The organism is Bradyrhizobium sp. 1, from assembly GCF_023073315.1.
Lineage (GTDB): Bacteria > Pseudomonadota > Alphaproteobacteria > Rhizobiales > Xanthobacteraceae > Bradyrhizobium.
The window spans coordinates 87,875-104,848 of record NZ_JADPJH010000018.1 but is presented as its reverse complement, the minus strand read 5'-3'; the positions used below and the strand labels follow the sequence as shown (position 1 = coordinate 104,848).

General features: G+C 65.3%; 15 protein-coding genes. 7 read left to right on the top strand and 8 right to left on the bottom strand.

The window, feature by feature from the left end:
- A complete protein-coding gene (locus IVB29_RS12855) occupies nucleotides 1-927 on the top strand; it encodes a GTP-binding protein (protein WP_247503745.1) in 927 nt (308 codons plus the stop codon).
- Between the two features lie 18 nt (nucleotides 928-945).
- Here IVB29_RS12855 and IVB29_RS12850 read toward each other — a convergent pair whose 3' ends face one another.
- Nucleotides 946-1,323: a tautomerase family protein gene (locus IVB29_RS12850; protein ID WP_247503744.1), complete on the bottom strand. Its 378-nt coding sequence runs from the start codon at nucleotides 1,321-1,323 to the stop codon at nucleotides 946-948.
- Between the two features lie 168 nt (nucleotides 1,324-1,491).
- Here IVB29_RS12850 and IVB29_RS12845 point away from each other — a divergent pair, with 168 nt between their 5' ends.
- On the top strand, nucleotides 1,492-2,103 hold the full coding sequence (locus IVB29_RS12845; RefSeq protein ID WP_247503743.1) for a TetR/AcrR family transcriptional regulator: 612 nt from the start codon (nucleotides 1,492-1,494) through the stop codon (nucleotides 2,101-2,103).
- A gap of 131 nt (nucleotides 2,104-2,234) precedes the next feature.
- Here IVB29_RS12845 and IVB29_RS12840 read toward each other — a convergent pair whose 3' ends face one another.
- Together IVB29_RS12840 and IVB29_RS12835 are read right to left on the bottom strand one after the other, a co-directional pair.
- On the bottom strand, nucleotides 2,235-2,708 hold the full coding sequence (locus tag IVB29_RS12840) for a hypothetical protein (protein WP_247503742.1): 474 nt from the start codon (nucleotides 2,706-2,708) through the stop codon (nucleotides 2,235-2,237).
- A gap of 10 nt (nucleotides 2,709-2,718) precedes the next feature.
- Nucleotides 2,719-3,219 carry a hypothetical protein gene (locus tag IVB29_RS12835; RefSeq protein WP_247503741.1) on the bottom strand — a complete coding sequence of 167 codons (501 nt, stop codon included), beginning with the start codon at nucleotides 3,217-3,219 and terminating at the stop codon, nucleotides 2,719-2,721.
- A 303-nt stretch (nucleotides 3,220-3,522) separates the two neighbouring features.
- Here IVB29_RS12835 and IVB29_RS12830 point away from each other — a divergent pair, with 303 nt between their 5' ends.
- The gene (locus tag IVB29_RS12830; RefSeq protein ID WP_247503740.1) at nucleotides 3,523-5,205 is read left to right on the top strand and encodes a cache domain-containing protein; all 1,683 of its coding nucleotides are present in this window, start codon (nucleotides 3,523-3,525) and stop codon (nucleotides 5,203-5,205) included.
- Here IVB29_RS12830 and IVB29_RS12825 read toward each other — a convergent pair.
- Genes IVB29_RS12825 through IVB29_RS12805 form a run of 5 tightly spaced genes read right to left on the bottom strand, consistent with a single transcriptional unit; the run spans nucleotide 5,202 to nucleotide 9,933 of the window.
- Nucleotides 5,202-6,101 carry a polysaccharide deacetylase family protein gene (locus tag IVB29_RS12825; RefSeq protein ID WP_247503739.1) on the bottom strand — a complete coding sequence of 300 codons (900 nt, stop codon included), beginning with the start codon at nucleotides 6,099-6,101 and terminating at the stop codon, nucleotides 5,202-5,204. The genes IVB29_RS12830 and IVB29_RS12825 overlap by 4 nt on opposite strands.
- Before the next feature lie 2 nt (nucleotides 6,102-6,103).
- Nucleotides 6,104-6,913, bottom strand: coding sequence for an ABC transporter permease (locus tag IVB29_RS12820; RefSeq protein WP_247503738.1), 810 nt, complete (start codon nucleotides 6,911-6,913; stop codon nucleotides 6,104-6,106).
- Entirely contained in the window at nucleotides 6,903-7,760 is an 858-nt protein-coding gene (locus IVB29_RS12815; protein ID WP_247503737.1) for an ABC transporter permease, read from the bottom strand. Before IVB29_RS12815 ends, IVB29_RS12820 begins: the two co-directional genes overlap by 11 nt.
- Complete coding sequence (locus tag IVB29_RS12810) at nucleotides 7,761-8,810, bottom strand: extracellular solute-binding protein (protein ID WP_247503736.1); 1,050 nt, start codon at nucleotides 8,808-8,810, stop codon at nucleotides 7,761-7,763. It abuts the gene before it with no gap.
- A gap of 1 nt (nucleotide 8,811) precedes the next feature.
- Nucleotides 8,812-9,933 (bottom strand): ABC transporter ATP-binding protein, encoded by a 1,122-nt coding sequence (locus IVB29_RS12805; RefSeq protein ID WP_247503734.1) that lies wholly within the window; start codon nucleotides 9,931-9,933, stop codon nucleotides 8,812-8,814.
- Between the two features lie 199 nt (nucleotides 9,934-10,132).
- On the opposite strand from IVB29_RS12805, the gene IVB29_RS12800 reads away from it, so the two are divergent.
- From IVB29_RS12800 to IVB29_RS12785, 4 genes are all read left to right on the top strand, one after another.
- On the top strand, nucleotides 10,133-10,903 hold the full coding sequence (locus IVB29_RS12800; protein ID WP_247503733.1) for a GntR family transcriptional regulator: 771 nt from the start codon (nucleotides 10,133-10,135) through the stop codon (nucleotides 10,901-10,903).
- Nucleotide 10,904: 1 nt separating this feature from the next.
- Nucleotides 10,905-11,573: an aspartate/glutamate racemase family protein gene (locus IVB29_RS12795; protein ID WP_247503732.1), complete on the top strand. Its 669-nt coding sequence runs from the start codon at nucleotides 10,905-10,907 to the stop codon at nucleotides 11,571-11,573.
- Nucleotides 11,574-11,699: 126 nt separating this feature from the next.
- Nucleotides 11,700-15,002: a carboxyl transferase domain-containing protein gene (locus IVB29_RS12790; RefSeq protein WP_247503731.1), complete on the top strand. Its 3,303-nt coding sequence runs from the start codon at nucleotides 11,700-11,702 to the stop codon at nucleotides 15,000-15,002.
- Nucleotides 15,003-15,096: 94 nt separating this feature from the next.
- Nucleotides 15,097-16,965, top strand: coding sequence for a sigma-54-dependent Fis family transcriptional regulator (locus tag IVB29_RS12785; protein WP_247503730.1), 1,869 nt, complete (start codon nucleotides 15,097-15,099; stop codon nucleotides 16,963-16,965).
- Nucleotides 16,966-16,974 lie beyond the last annotated feature (9 nt).

The window sequence follows — 16,974 nt, the reverse complement described above, 5'->3', positions numbered from 1 at the left end:
ATGCCGGTCCCCATTCTCCTGGTGACGGGCTTTCTGGGGGCGGGCAAGACCACGGTCGTCAACCACTTGCTGGCGAACGCGGCGGGACGGCGCATCGCCGCAATCGTCAACGACTTTGGCGCGATCAACATCGATGCGGAGCTGATCGCCGGCGCGAGCGACGGCGTGGTCAGCCTTGCCAATGGCTGCATCTGCTGCTCGCTCGAAGGCGATCTGTTGCGCACGCTCTCGACGCTGCTGCGGCGCGATCCGAAGCCCGAGTATATCGTGATCGAGACCAGCGGCGTCGCTGATCCCTCCGACATCGTCCGCAACCTGATGGACCCCGTCATCCTGCGCGAGGCACTGCTGGAGACGGTGCTGTGCGTGATGGATGCGGCGACACCGGCGTCCGCCTTCGACGACGCGCTGCATCGTTCGCAGCTGCGCGTCGCCGATATTGTAGCCTTGAGCAAGCTGGATCTGGCGGACGAAGGCGCGGGTGTCCGCATACGCGAGGCCATCCGCGCGCAGCGAGTCCCGGCCGAGGTCGTCGATGCACAACACGGAGAGATTCCGTCAGCGCTGCTGTTTCCGGCGACCATCGATCGCGCACCCACGCCGCGCGAACCGGGGCCGAAACGTCCGGCCGAGGAACGTTTTGAGACACTGAGCTGGACCTCGGACCAGCCGCTGTCGCTGCCGCGCCTGCAACAGGCCATCGGCCGTCTGGCACCAAAGCTTGCGCGCGCGAAAGGCCTGTTCGAGACCATCGAGCAGCCCGGCCGCCAGATGGTGTTTCAGTTCGCCGCCGGCCGCGCGACGCTGGCGCCAGGTGAGGCGCCTGCGTCGGGCGTGCCGCGGTCGCGGATCGTCTTCATCGCCGAGCTCGGCGTGCTCTCGAAGGCCGAGCTCGACGGAATCATGGAGGCGTGCGTTGCGGAGTGAAATTACATCCCGCACGGCTCATGCAAACTGCGCGAGGCCGTTTCCGACGGACCAGTTCTCCGCGGGAGCATCGAGCAAATTGACGAACACGTCCTCTGGCCGAATGCCCGGACTTTCTACGAGCAACTCCGCGATCCGCCGGTACAGCGCCTTCTTCTGCTCGGCGGTGCGCGAGGCGAACACGGTGATCTGGATCAGCACGGCATCGTCACTGCGGTTGACACCGTAGGCATTGCCGCAACGGAAGTTCGCGGGCGAAAGCTCGCTGATGGTCATGAACTCGTCGCCCTCGGGCACGTTCAGCGCCTCGCGCATGGCGCGATAGAGGCCGTCGAGGATCGCCTGCCGGTAGGTTTCAGGCTTGCCAGTGCGCATCGAGATATGGAGGAGAGGCATCAGTTGGTCCCTCTGCATGCGGGTCTGATCGGCCAGGCGCATGATCCGCGCTGGCCGTTGGCTTATTGACGAAACGGGATATCAATCCCAATTAGTTTTTGACACGATGTCGAGAAAACATGTTTTTGACATCGTGTCAAATATTGCCGCCGGGCGGAGGAGCCAGATTTGAGACCACGCGAGTTCGACCACGACGACGTCCTGCGCATCGCGTTCGACCAGTTCTGGCGCAAGGGCGTGCGCGGCACCTCGCTGTCGGACATCGCGCGCGACGCCGGCGTCCAGCGCGGCAGCCTCTACAATGCATTTGGCAGCAAGGAGGCCCTGTTCCTCCAGGCCTATGAGCGCTATGCGGGCGATTATCTCGTCGCCCTGCAAAAGGCACTCAGTGCAGGCTCCTTGCGAAAGCGCCTCGCCGCGTTCTTCGACCTCACCATCACCAGCTTCCGCTCCGGCTCGCCGCCACGGGGATGTCCGACCACGCGCGGCTTGATGGAGCTCGGCGCGGCTGAGGGCGAAGGATTGGACGAGGACGCGCGCCAGGCCTTTGCGAACCTCGTCTCACGCATCACGGCGCTCGTTCAGGATGCGTTGTCGGCGGGTGCGGCGCGCGGTGAGTTCAACGGCAATCCCGCGGCGGCAGCACTGCACATCATCACGGTCACGCGTGGCCTCGCGGTGCTCGAACGTGCCTTCGGCGATGAACCTCAGTTGCGCAAGATTGCCGCTCACACGGTCGATCTCGTGCTCGGCAAGAAAGGCAGCCAGCCGATGGCATGAGAGCGACGACCCCAGCGGTGGTGATCGCCGGAGCCGTCTGGAGGTTTCATGGAGAGCATCGAGCACTGCGTCTCCATGACGATCTCGATACCGCAAGAGGGCTCCATGCGCGAGTAGAACCCATCAAAAGATCAGCAGCATGCAAGCGCGTTGACGGCCCGAATCGTGGCGATCCCGTTCTCATTGCCGACGAACTGACAGACGATGGTCTCGAGTTCGCCAGGCTGCTTGCTGCGCGCGACCGACAGCAGCCGCATCAACGCGGCCTCGTCCTTTGACAGGCGCCGGCACGACGGCGGCATGAAGCACAGCTCGCACGGCCGGCCGCTGCGCAGGATCCTGACCAGCGCGGCAGCGCGCGCGACCAGCAGCGGGCTGTCGGCGATATCGGGTGCCTCGTCGGCGAAGCGATAGGCCGCCTCCCAGCAGTCCGACGCGCCGGTCGTGTAGGCAGCGCCAATGAAGCGGAGCAGCGACAGCGCGACGCGGCAAAACTCATCATAGCTTTCGATGTTGGGCCGCGTCGAAAGTGCGGCTTGCAGCGGACAGAGCCGCGGCTGGCCGGTCTCCGGGATTGCCACAGAACCGCACGCATCCTGCATCATCGTGATCTCGTCAGTGCAATGTGGGGCTACCAACGAACCAGCTCTTCATCGCCATCGTCCGCCCAAGGTCAAGCGATTGAACGCGCCGGTCGGGCAGGATGAGGCCAGCCATGCGGAAGATCGTTGCAAGCCCCCGAACCGGCGCCAGCGCCCAATCTGCACCGACGGGCGGCAGCCAGCTTTCGAACTGCGCGCGTGCGACGTCGAGGCGCTCCTGCTGTGCCGCGGCGATGGCGTGCAAAATTCCATGCTCGCTCTCCGACATGCGCGGACAGGTGGGGCAATGAACCTCGATGGCCGTATGCGCCGTGCAGGCAAAGATCTCGATGATGGATTCCAGCGAAGGCACCGCATCGCCGACGCGAAAATGATCGTAGACCTGCTGGATGTCGGCTGCGGTCGGAACGGCCGTTCCGCTGCGCGCCTTGGCGCGAAATCCCCAGACGAAGAGCCGTTCCGCCGCACACAGCGCGGGAAGGTCGGGCGATTTGGCGGGTGTCGATTGATGCATTGAGCTTCCGCCTTGGCTGCGCTCACGCCGCTTCTGGCGCAAAATATCTGCGCCGATCGTTCTGCCAGAGGCTCGCGCAAGTCAACGTCGGGAAGGCCGATATCGAGGTCTTCTAGATTTTGCTGAGCTGTGAATGTCGACGAATTCTAAAATGTGCTCACACGAACGCTGGATCGACCCAGGCGATCGCCGCGTCCGCTTCCGGTGATTTTGCGGAGTCTTCCGGGAACCCGAATGCTTAAAGGTTTGCTAAGGCGAACGGGATAAACTGGCATATCAGCCCCGCCAAAATTGCGAGTACCGATGATTTTCTCCCGCATCAGTTTCAAGCTGGTCCTGATTGTCGGCATCAGCCTTCTCGGCATGATCGCGCTGGCGCCGATCGCGCTTTCGACACTGCGCAGCCAGATGGTCGCCGATCGCCAGGCCAAGACCCAGCACATGGTCGACGTCGGCTACGGCATTCTGGCGCATTACCAGAAGCTCGAGAGCGAAGGAAAACTCCCGCGCGAACAGGCGCAGGCGGGTGCGATCGCCGAGATCAAGAGCCTTCGCTACGACAAGGTCGAGTACTTCTGGATCAACGACATGGCCCCCAAGATGGTCATGCACCCGATCAAGCCCGAGCTCGACGGCAAGGATCTTTCCGGGATGAAGGATCCCTCCGGCAACGCGCTGTTCGTCGGCTTCGTTGACGTTGTCAAGAAACAGGGCGCGGGCTTCTACAGCTATCTCTGGCCGAAGCCCGGCTTCGACCAGCCGGTCGGGAAAATCTCCTATGTGAAGGGCTTCGCCCCCTGGGGCTGGATCGTCGGCACCGGCATCTATCTCGACGACGTCGATGCCGTGTTCCGCCAGGACGCGATGACCTTTGCGCTGGTGTGCCTCGTTGTGCTCGTGCTCGTGCTCGCCGCGTCCTTCATGATCGGCCGCAGCGTGACCCGGCCGCTCGCAAGGATCACCGCGCTGACCGAGCGTCTCGCCGCCGGCGACAGTGCGTTCGAGGTGCCCTACACCGACCGCAGCAACGAGGTCGGCGGGCTCGCCAAGGCGCTTGCGGTGTTCAAGGACAATGCGTCGGCGGTGGGCCGGATGCACGCCGAGCAGCAGGAAGCCAAGCAGCGGGCCGACGACGAGAAGCGCAGGACGATGACCGACCTCGCCGGCAAGTTCGAGGCGAACGTTCAGGCCGTCGTGCGCGACGTCTTCAACGAGGCGCGCGCGATGCAGCAGGCCGCGCAAGGCATGTCCGAGACCGCCAACAAGGCGACCGATCGCGCGAGCTTCGTCGCGACCGCCTGCCAGCAGGCGTCGAGCAACGTGCAGACGGTGGCGTCCGCCGCCGGCCAGCTGTCGGCCTCGATCACCGAGATCAGCCAACGCGTCGCGCAGGCGGCAAGCGTGGCTGACAAGGCAGCTGCCGACGGCCAGCGCACCAACGATACCGTGCAGGGGCTCGCTGCGGCCGCCCACAAGATCGGCGAGGTCATCGACCTCATTAACCAGATCGCCTCGCAGACCAACCTGCTCGCGCTCAACGCCACCATCGAGGCCGCGCGCGCCGGCGAATCCGGCAGGGGATTTGCAGTGGTCGCAAGCGAAGTGAAATCGCTGGCGAGCCAGACCGCGAAGGCGACCGACGAGATCGGCGCGCAGATAACCGCGATCCAGGCCGAGACCAACCAGGTCGTCGGCAACATCGAGAGCATTCGCAAGACCATCATGGAGGTCAACGAGATCTCCTCGTCGATCGCAGCTGCGGTCGAGGAGCAGGGGGCTGCGACCGCCGCAATCGCCCACAGTGTGCAGGAGGCGGCCTCCGGCACCGACCAGGTCTCGCAAAATATCTCCGGCGTCACCGATGCGACGGCCGAGACCGGCCAGGCCGCCGGCGTCGTGTTGCAATCGAGCGGCCGGCTGACGCAGAAGCTGCAATCGCTCGAGAACGAGGTCAGTACCTTCGTTGCGGGCGTGCGGGCGGCCTAACGCGCGACCGCGCGAAAATGCGCCGCGATGTCGGCGCGCGTTGCGACCCAGACGCGGCCTTCCAGCCGTGCAAGCTCGGCGAGGATGGCGCGCACGGCGCGGAAGCGGGCCGGCCTGCCGCAGATGCGTAAATGAAATCCGATCGACAGCATCGAGGATTGGCCCCGTTCAGCCTCCTCAATCAGCGTCGCGAGCGCCGCGCTGACGTAACGCGAAAAGTCATCCGGCTGCACAAAACCGTTCGGGTGGAAGAACTTCATGTCGTTGGTGTCGAAGCCGTAGGGCAGCACCAGCATCGATCCTTGCTGTGATCGGCTCCAATAGGGCAGGTCGTCGTCGAGCGCGTTGGAATCGTAGGCGAAGCCGAGCTCGATCAAGAGGTCACGTGTCCATGCGCTCTGGCTGCCACGCGTCATGAAGCCGACCGGCGTAATGCCGGTCGCGCGCGCAACGATTTTACGTGTCTTCTCGATGTCGCGACGTTCGGTTTCGGCATCGCGGTAAAGCGCGTGCGGGAGCCAGCGCCAGCCGTGCACCGCCGGCTCGTGCCCGGCCTCGACCACGGTGCGGGCGATCTCGGGCACGCGCTCGACCGCGCGGCCGCACATCATGAAGGTCGAGCGGACATTGGCGTCCGCAAAAGCGTCGAGGAAGCGCCACAGGCCGGCACGCATGCCGTAGTCGAACACCTGCTCCTGCACGAGATCACGGACTCCCGGCGGAGATGTCGAGGCGACCTCGCCATAGCGCTCAGTCTCGGCGTCGCCCTGCTCGACCGCGAGCTCGGCGCCTTCCTCGAAATTCACCACCAGCGACACCGCCACGCGGGCGCCATTGGGCCAGATGATATCCGGGCGTGCCCTTCCATATCCGCGGAGGTCGCGCTCGATCGGCATGGTCAGCGGCTCCCGATCTGACGGCTGACGCCGCCGAAGATTTCCGCACAGACGAGACCGGCCAGCGTCAAAAGTACGATCACGCCGGAGACCGCGGCGACCCGCACGTCGAGGCTGCCTTCGAGGATTGCCCAGAGCTTGATTGGAAGCACCTCGGTGCGCGCGTCGGCCAGAAACAGCGACACCGGCACATTGTCGAACGACGTCAGGAACGCGACAAAGCAGCTCGCGACGATGCCGCGGCGGATCAGCGGCAGCGTGATCCGGCGGAACGTGTACCAATGGCTGGCGCCGAGGCTGAGCGAGCAGGTGATCAGCACCGGATTGAGCTGCTGCACCGAGGCGCCGACCATTCGGATCACGAAGGGCACGCAGATGATGGTGTGGCCGAGCACCAGGGTCGCCGCCGACAGGCGGATGCCGAGCAGGTTGAAGACCAGCAGCAGCGACAGGCCGAACGCCATCGCGGGCAGTACCATCGGCGACATGAACAGCGCGTCCAGGGCGCGCGCGATCTTCAGTCGGCTTCGCGCGAGCCCGAGTGCTGCGGCTCCGCCGAGCACCGCGGAGAGGATCGTCGCCGCTGCCGCGACCTTGAGGCTGGTCAGCGCGGGTGCGATGATCTCCTGCGATTGCAGCAGCTCGACATACCAGCGCAGCGACCAGCTCGGCGGCGGGAACTTCAGCGTGATGCCGTCGGTGAACGAGATGACAAGCACGACCAGCGTGGGCGCCAGCAGCAGCAGCATCCCGAAGCTGGTGAGCGTTCCGACGACACCGAAATAGAGGCGGTCGATGAAGCTACGCTGCATCGACGCCTCGCAAATAGCGGCGTGACAGCGCGCCGACCGCAAAGACGATGCCGGTCACAGCCAGCGTGAAGATCAGCGACAGCGCGGCCGAGAACGGCCAGTCCTGCACGCCGACCGCCTGCTGATAGATATAGGACGGCATCAGGATGATGCGCCCGCCGCCGACCAGCGTCTGCGTGATGAAGGCGGTCGCAGCCGCAGCGAAGACGAGTAGCCAGCCGGCGATCGCGCCCGGCAATGTCAGCGGTAGGATGACGGTGAGGAAAATGCGGGCCCGGCTTGCGCCCAATCCTTCCGCCGCCCGCGTCAGATTGCCGTCGAGCCGCAGCAGGCTGTTGATGACAGGCAGCGCCATCAAGGGAAGCTGGATCTGGGTCAAGGCCAGAACCATGCCCTCCCAGGTGTAGAGCAGCCGGGCGGGCGCCTGCCAGAGCCCGAGCGACAGCATCGCCGAATTGATGATGCCGTCGCGGCCGAGGATGACGATCCAGGCAAAGGTCCGCACCACCGTGCTGGTCAGGAGCGGCAGCATGATCAGGAAGGTGATCAGCGTGCGCATGAACGGGCCGCTCGCGACGTAGACCAGCGCGAGCGGATAGGCGAGGACCAACGCCGCCAGCGCGACCTCGGCGCCGAGCCACAGCGTATCCGACAGCACCTTGAGGCTGAACGGGTCAGAGATGAATCGCAGATATTGCACCAGCGACAGGCCCGAGAATTGTGGATCGCGAAACAGGCTGACCAGCACAAGCGCGGCCAGCGGCAGCACGAAGGCTGCAAGGAACAACACTGCCAGCGGAATTACCGGCAGCAGCTGTCTCGATGCGTTCGTGCCTGCCGGAACCATCTAGATCTTCACTTCCTTGCTGAAGCGGGTGATCCATTCGCCGCGCATCGCCTGGAATTTTGTCCAGTCGAGCAGGACATTGTTGGCGACGAGATCGTCGACGCTCTTGGCCACGGTGAGGTTGGCGCCTGATAGCGCCACCTTGCTGTTGGTCGGCATCATCACCCAGGGCGACGCCTCGAGCCCCTTCTGCGTCTCGATCGACATCACCGTGTCGAGATAGTCCAGCACCGCCTTCGGGTCCTGGTTGTTCTTCACGATCTGCGCGCTGGTGCGGATCACGACGGCGCCGGACTTCGGCTTGGCGAAGGCGATGTCGACGCCCTTGGCGGCGAGCAGCGCGACGTTGTTCCAGAAGTTGAAGGCGATATCGATCTCACCCTGCTGGAACAGCGCGGCCAGCGCACCGGGCGAGGCCGCGATCGCGCCGACGTTCGGCAGCAGTTTCTTGATGGCTTCGAATGCCGGCTCGATGTTGGTCTCGGAGCCGCCGTTCAGCTTTGCGATCTCGACCATGAAGGCGGTGCCGAGGCTCGATCCGAGCCCGGTGATGCCGACGCGGCCCTTGTATTCCGGCTTCCACAGATCCTCCCATGAGGTCGGCGGCGTCGTAATCTTCTTCGGATTGTAGGCGATGCCGATCAACTGACAGGTGATGACAGGGGCGTAACCGTCAGGATGGCGGAACGCGCTCGGGATGTCGGCATAGGATTTCGACTGCTCGGCGGGGAATTTTTCCAGCACGCCGCTCGCGATCGCCGGGATCAGCGGGCCCTCGTCGAACAGCACGACGTCGAAGGGCGGGGCGTTGCGCGAGGCCTGGATCTTGCCGATCTGGTCGACGCCGAGCAGCGGCGTGAAGGTGACACCGCCGTCGCTTGTCTTCTTGAAGGCCGGTCCGACCACGGAGCGGAAGGCTTCGTCAAAGCTGCCGGGATAGGTCGTCGCCACGATCGAGGAGGCCGCGCGCGATGATGTCGGCCATCCGAGGCTTGCCGCCGCAAGCGCGGCCGAACCTGAGGTGAGCAGCGATCTCCGGGATAGGCTCATGTCAAACACTCCTTTGCTGATGCTTTGTGAAATCGTCGACCGGCGTGCTGAAGATGCTGACGCGCGAGGTGTCGGTGATCGCGAGCCAGGCGGTTTCGCCAGCCTGCGCCTTGGCGATGCCGGCGGCCCGCGCCTGGCTGATCTTCACGGCCTCGCCGCTCGTGGTGACGCCCTCGGTGACACTGACGGCGCCGAGCGGCACGGTGGTGCGGATCGTGACGGGAATCGCGCCGGGTCGCTCAGTGCCGAATGCGATGTTCTCCGGCCGCACCGAGATCGTCACCGGCGTACCGCGCCGGCGCTGTACGGAGCGCCCGAGGTCGATCTCGGGCCCTGCATCCAGCAACACGCGATCCGTTTCGGTGACGGTGCCGCGCAGCAGATTGGTGTGGCCGATGAAGCTCGAAATGAACAGGCTCGCCGGGCGGTCGTAGAGCGCATCCGGGCTGTCGATCTGCTCGATCCGTCCCTTGTTGAGCACGACGATGCGGTCGGCCATCGACAGCGCCTCCTCCTGGTCGTGCGTGACGATGATCGAGGTGACGCCGAAGGTCTTCAGCAAGCTTTTGATCTCGATCTGCATGTCGAGGCGCAGATTCTTGTCGAGCGCCGAGAACGGTTCGTCGAGCAGCACGAGGCCCGGATCGATCGCGAGTGCGCGCGCCAGCGCGACGCGCTGCTGCTGTCCGCCGGACAGCTCTCCCGGAAGCCGTCGCGCGAACGCCGCCATCTGGATGAGGCCGAGCATCTGCTCGACCTTCGCGGTGACCTCGGCATTCGCAGTCTTGCGCGCGCGCAGGCCGTAGGCGACGTTCTCGAACACGGTGAGATGCGGAAACAGCGCGTAGTTCTGGAACACCATGCCGATGCGGCGGCGGTTGGCTGGGATGTGCTCGACCCGCGCGCCGTCGAAGCGGACTTCGCCTTTGGATGGGCGCAGGAAGCCGGCAATGATCTGGAGCATCGTCGTCTTGCCGCAGCCGGACGGACCGAGCAGCGCGATCAACTCGCCGGCTGCAACAGTGAGATTGATCTCGTCCAGCGCAACCGTCGCGCCGAAAGCGTGGCCGATGCCGTTGAGATCCAGCGAATGTCCGCGCACGTCGCTCAACGCCAGCTCCATCGTTCGCGTTGTCCTGCGCGAGGGGAGTTAGCAATCGTCGTGCCAGCAGGGTCAGCGCGCTAAGCTGTTGCCAACGCTTGGATAGTTCTAGGCGCCATAAATTGGCGCCAATCTGTTGGCTATATTGTAAACAGTTGGCGGGTTGGTTTGTATAAAAAATGGGCTGCGGCAACGCTGCAAAGTCCTGTAAAAACGATGGATGAAGCGAACCCGCCCCCTCAAGCGCAAGCCGAGGCGTTCCGAGCCGAAACGTCCCGAGCCGGATGCCGTCGATCCGCGCAGCATTGACGACGATCCGGTGGTTCAGGGCATCTTGACCGCGATCAGCCAGAAGCGCCTCAAGCCCGGCGCCAAGCTCGGCGAGGACAAGCTCGCGGCTGCGTTCGGCACCACGCGGATTCACATCCGCCAGGCGCTCGCACATCTCGCCTCGCGCAACGTGGTGATGCAGATTCCCAACCGCGGCGCGTTCGTGTACCGGCCGAGCTGGGAGGAAGCCCAGGATATCTTTGCCGCGCGCCGCATCATCGAGACTGCCACCGTCGCTGCCGCCATCGACCGGCTCGACAAGGCAGGCAAGGCCGAGCTGAAGGCCCATATGGAGCTCGAGGCGCGCCATGATCGCAACGACCGGTGGGCCTCGCTGTCGCTCACGGCGGACTTCCACATTCTGGTGGCCAAGCTCGCCGGCAACCGCGTGCTGCTGGAGATGTCGCGCGAGCTGATGCTGCGGACGTCGCTTGCGATCGCGACGTTCGAGCAGCCGGGCGAGCCGGACTGCTCGCCCGATTCGCACCCCGACATCGGGGCGTTGATCCTGGCGCGCGACAAGGCCGGCGCGGTCCATGCCATGCGTCATCATATCGAGGAGATGGAGCAGCGGATCAGGCCGACGGAGGGCGAGGACGAGGTCGACGAACTCACCGCGATCTTCCAGGAGATCGGCGCGCGTGCGCGGGCGGGCGGATAATATGGCGGGCCGCCGTATCCTCCTGATCAATCCGAACAGTAATGAGGCGACGACCGCGATGATGGTCGCCATCGCGAAGTCTGTCGCCCCGGATGGCTTCGACATCGTTGGCGCCACGGCGAAGCGGGCACCGTCGATGATCGTGACGCCGGACGCGCTGGAGGTGGCTGCGCCCGAGGTCGAGGAGATCGCACGGGCGCATCAGAATTCTTGCGACGGCATCATTGTGGCGGCGTTTGGCGATCCGGGCCTCGCCGGGATCAAGGCGGCGATGAAGCTGCCCGCGGCAGGCATCGGCGAATCGTCGATGCGCGAGGCTGCAGAGAACGGTCGCCGTTTCGGTGTGGCGACCACGACCCCGCTGTTGGAAGCGAAGATCGATACACTGCCGGAAGCATTGGGATTGCGATCGCATTATACCGGTACGCGCTTCGCCGATGGCGATCCCGAAGCGCTGATGCGTGATCCGGCACGGCTCCGCGCAGCGCTCGCCGGTGCGGTCGAGGCCTGCATCGCGCGGGACGGAGCGGAGGCCGTGATCATCGGCGGCGGGCCACTGGGCGAGGCTGCGCGTGAGCTGCAGCCGATGTTCGCCGTTCAGATTATCGCGCCGATACCGTCTGCCGTGGCGCGGATTATTCGCCTCATCAGGGCGCGCGCAGGCAGTTGATATTCCGGCCCGCGGTACCGGTCATCGCGGCCGGGCTACTTGCCCTTGACGGTCGCGGCTAAAGTGAAGAAGCAGGATGATCGAACCTGCCGACCCGCGCGTTGTTGCGCGGCATGGAGACGCCGCATGTCGTTCAAGAAGCTCCTGATTGCCAACCGGGGCGAGATCGCCATCCGCATCGCACGTGCGGCGGCCGACGCTGACATCGCGACGGTCGCAATCCATCCCGCCGACGATGCGCTGTCGCTGCATGTGCGGGTTGCCGACGAGGCCGTCGAAATTCCGGGCCGAGGCGCACGGGCCTATCTCGATATCGAGGCCGTGGTGAAGGCGGCGAGGAGCGCCGGCTGCGACGCCGTGCATCCCGGCTACGGTTTTCTGAGCGAGAACGCGGCGTTCGCAAAAGCCTGCGCCGATGCAGGCATCACTTTCGTCGGGCCAAAGGTGACGGCGCTCGAACTGTTCGGCGACAAGGTCGCGGCACGGCAGCTGGCCAAGCGCTGCGGCGTGCCGATCATCGCCGGCACCAGCGGGCCGTCGAGCCTCGGGGAGATCACGGCGTTCTTTACCTCGCTCGGCAGCAATGCGGCGATCGTGATCAAGGCGATGGCGGGCGGTGGCGGCCGCGGCATGCGGGTCGTGGAGAACGCTGCCGATCTCGCGGAAGCCTATGCGCGCTGCCAGTCCGAGGCCAAGGCGGCGTTCGGCTTCGACGGCGTCTATGCCGAGCGGCTGATCCGGCAGGCGCGCCATATCGAGGTGCAGATCATCGGCGATCGTTTTGGTGCGATCTCCCATCTCTGGGAGCGCGAATGCACCATCCAGCGCCGGCACCAGAAGCTGGTCGAGGTGGCGCCGAGCCCGTCGCTGAGCGATGCCCTGCGCAGGCGCATCATCGAAGCGGCGAAGCAGCTTGCGACGGCGGCGACTTACGACAATCTCGGCACCTTCGAATTTCTGGTCGACGGCACGGCCGAGGACAGCTTTGCCTTCATCGAGGCCAATCCACGGCTCCAGGTCGAGCACACCGTGACGGAAGAGGTGCTCGGCCTCGATCTCGTCCGCGCCCAGCTTGCCGTCGCAGCGGGCGCAACGCTCGCGTCCCTCGGTCTTGCGCAAGGCTCGATCCCGAAGCCGCGCGGCTATGCGATGCAACTCCGCGTCAACATGGAGACGCTGGACGCAACAGGCGCCACGCATCCGACCGGCGGCGTGCTGGCTGTGTTCGAGCCACCGTCTGGACCAGGCGCGCGTGTCGATAGCTTTGGCTATGCCGGCTACAAAACCAGCGCCGCCTTCGACTCGCTGCTTGCAAAAGTCATCGTGCATACGCCGGGTGGGGCCTGGCTTGACGTCGTTGCAAAAGCCTCGCGCGCCTTGCGTGAATTCCGGATCGACGGCGTCGTCACCAACATCGCCTTCCTCCAGGCGGTGCTCGCGCATCCGGATTTCAAGATCAACCGCATCGCGACCGACTTCATCGACCGCAATATCGCTAAGCTCGTCGAGGAGGTCGATGGCGCGGCCAAGCCGCTCTACTTTGCTGCGGCCGAGCGGAGCGGGCACGGCACCGAGGCGCATGTGGTCCAAGTCGTGCCTGAGGGGGCGGTGATGGTCGCTGCACCCTTGCAAGGCACCATCGTCACCATCCAGGTCAAGGAAGGCGAGATCGTGCGTCCCGGCCAGCAGCTGGCCGTGATCGAGTCCATGAAAATGGAGCACCTGGTCATGGCCGAGCAGGGCGGGCGCGTGACAAAACTCGTCTCCGGCGACGGCGTCACGCTGATGCATGGCGAGCCCATCATGTATCTCGAACCGCTCGACGTCGCGGCTGATAGCACAGCGGCGGAAGCCGACATCGATCTCGACCACATCCGCCCGGATCTCGCCGAGCTGATGGCGCGCCAGGCCAACACGCTGGATGCGAACCGTCCGGCCTCGGTCGAACGCCGCCGCAACACCAACCAGCGCACCGCGCGCGAGAATGTCGCGCAGCTGGTCGATGATGGCTCGTTCATGGAGTACGGCAGCCTTGCGATTGCGGCGCAGCGGCGCCGCCGCAAGCTCGACGACCTCGTCAAGAACACGCCGGCCGACGGCCTCGTCATGGGCGTTGCCACGGTCAACGCCGAGAAGTTCGGTCCGGAGGGCGGGCGCTGCGTTGTCGTGGCCTATGACTACACCGTGCTCGCGGGCACGCAGGGCCACATGAACCACAAGAAGATCGACCGCATGCTCACCCTTGCGGAAGACTGGCGCGTGCCGCTGGTGTTTTATGCCGAGGGCGGCGGCGGCCGGCCCGGCGACACCGACCGGCTCGGCATGACCGGCCTCGACGGCCCATCCTTCGTGCAATTCGCAAGGCTCTCCGGCCTCGTGCCCGTGATTGGCGTCGTCTCCGGCTATTGCTTTGCCGGCAACGCCGCGATGCTCGGCTGCTGCGACGTCATCATTGCCACCAAGAACGCCTCGATCGGCATGGGCGGCCCCGCCATGATCGAAGGCGGCGGCCTCGGCGTCTATCATCCGGCCGAGGTTGGGCCGGTTTCGTTCCAGTCGCCAAATGGCGTCATCGACATCCTCGTCGAGGACGAGGAGCAAGCCACATTCGCCGCGCAAAAATATCTGTCCTATTTCCAGGGCGCGGTGAAGGATTGGGAAGCCGCCGATCAGCGCCTGCTCCGCCGCGCGATCCCCGAGAACCGCCTGCGCGTCTACGACATCCGCAGCGTGATCGACCTCGTCGCGGACAAGGGTTCAGTGCTGGAGCTGCGCCGCGACTACGGCGTCGGCATGATCACCGCGCTGATCCGCATCGAAGGCAAACCGTTTGGCCTGATCGCCAACAATCCGCGCCATCTCGGCGGCGCGATCGATGCCGACGCCGGCGACAAGGCCGCGCGTTTCCTCCAGCTCTGCGATGCCTTCGACCTGCCGATCGTCTCGCTCTGCGACACGCCCGGCTTCATGGTCGGCCCGGAAGCCGAGAAGACCGCGATCGTGCGCCACGTCTCGCGCATGTTCGTGACCGGCGCCAGCATCACCGTGCCGCTGTTCGGCCTCGTGCTGCGCAAGGGCTATGGGCTGGGCGCGCAGTCGATGATCGGCGGCGGCTTCCACGCCTCGTTCTTCACGGCGGCCTGGCCGACCGGCGAATTCGGCGGCATGGGCCTGGAAGGCTATGTCCGCCTCGGCTTCCGCAAGGAGATGGAGGCGATCGCTGATCCGGAGGAGCGCGAGACTTACTACCGCAACAAGGTCGCCGAGCTCTACGCCAACGGCAAGGCGGTCTCGATCGCCTCGGTGTTCGAGATCGACAACGTCATCGATCCCGCCGAGACGCGTCGCTGGATCATGGCGGGGCTGCGCTCGGTACCAAAGCCGGCACCGAGGACGACGAAGAAGCGGCCCTGCATCGACACGTGGTGAGGGCACTGCAGCAAGCTTGCGTCCCGGTTCCCGATTGACATCCCCGCCTGTGGTGCCAGACTTTGCACAATAATACAGGGTGGAGACGTCCGCGATGGCCAGCCTTTCGGCCTCGAACCATGTCGCCCGTGTCTTGTCCGTCGCCAATCATGTGGCCGACGTCGACGCCTCGTCGCGCATCGCCAATTCCTGGCGGCGCTGCCTGATTAGCCACAAGCTCGATCCCGCTCGCCAGGGCCCGCCGCAGACGCTCACCGAGGCCGAGATCCGGCATGTCGCCGAGCCGATGGAGGAGACGATCCGGCTCGCGATGCCCGAGCTCGACGACCTCGCCCGCGTGCTGCGTGACGCCGGCTATTGCGTCAATCTGGCCGACACCAACGCGACCATGCTGTTCAGCCGCCTGCCCGGCGAGGCCGATGCACGGATGTTCATGGACTGGAAGATCTACACCGGCTCGAACTTCGCCGAAACGTTTGAGGGCACCAACGGGCTCGGCACTGCGCTTGCCGAGCAGAAGCCGATCCTGGTGCATCGCGACGAACATTTTCGTGCGCAGTGGCACATGTTCTCCTGTGCCGTGGCGCCGCTGTTCGACCAGGCCGGGCGGCTCGCCGGTGCCGTCAACATCACCTCCTGCCGCGAGGATCTGGAGCGCGGGGCGCATCAGCTCGCGCTCGCGGTGACGATGGAAGCGACCCGGCGGATGGAGGGCGCAATCTTCCGCGGCCATTTCCGCGAATTTTGGATCGCGACCGTGCCCGGCGACGGCGGCAGCGGCCTGCTCGCCTATGACGACGACCGCCGCATCGTCGGCGCCTGCCGTTCGGCGCGTGCGCTGCTGGGCCTCACCGACGGGCTGATCGCATCGGGTATCGATCTGTCGCGCTACATCAAGTTCGATCATCATGCTGCGCGTGGTGCGGACGAAATCGTCGAGCTGCGCCGCGCCGACGGCCGGCCATTGGGCCAGGGCCATGTCGCGCCGCCGCTGCGTGCCAAATCGTCGAGGGGGACGCAGGCGCCGCGCCGCGATGCGCCTGTCGATCGCTTCGATGCCTTGCACCGGCTCGCTGGCCGCGATCCCGGCCTGATCAAGAGCGTCAAACGGCTCCGAAGCATCGGCGATCACAATCTGCCGGTGCTGCTGCATGGTGAGACCGGCGTCGGCAAGGACGTATTCGCGCGCGCCATTCATACCGCGAGCAACCGCGCGCGCAACAACTATGTCGCGCTGAATTGCGCGGCGATGCCGGAGAGCCTGATCGACGCCGAGCTGTTCGGCTACGAGGCCGGCGCCTTCACCGGCGCGCGGCGCGACGGCTCCAAGGGCCTGATCGCGCAGGCTGATGGCGGCACGCTGTTCCTGGACGAGATCGGCGACATGCCGATCGCGCTGCAGACGCGTCTGCTGCGTGTGCTGGAGAACCGCGAGGTCTGGCCGCTCGGTGCGCTGAAGCCCGTGCCGGTGGATATCCGCCTGATCAGCGCCACCCACCGCGATCTCGGCCGCATGGCGGAAGAGGGGGCGTTCCGCGCCGATCTCTATTTCCGCCTGCGCGGCATTGAGGTGCGGCTGCCCGCCTTGCGCGAACGCGCCGACCGGGACGACGTCATCCGCCAGATTGCGCGGGAAGAGGCGCCGAATTGCCGCCTTTCGGATGAGGCCTGGTCGCTGCTCGCGGCCTATCCCTATCCCGGCAACATGCGTCAGCTCCGCCATGTGCTGCGGCTCGCCGGCTGCACGGCGGAGGACGGCGTCATTACCGATGCCGATCTCGATCTGCCGCCGTTCGGTGGACGGACCGCGGAGCCGGATCTCGCGGCGGCTGAGCGCGCGACGATCGTCGACGCCTTGCGCAAGCATGATGGCCGCGTCACGGAGACAGCGCGCGCACTGAAGCTCAGTCGCGCCACGCTGTATCGGAAGATCAAGCAGCTGAAGATCGAAACGGCGCAGTAGGCGCTTTTC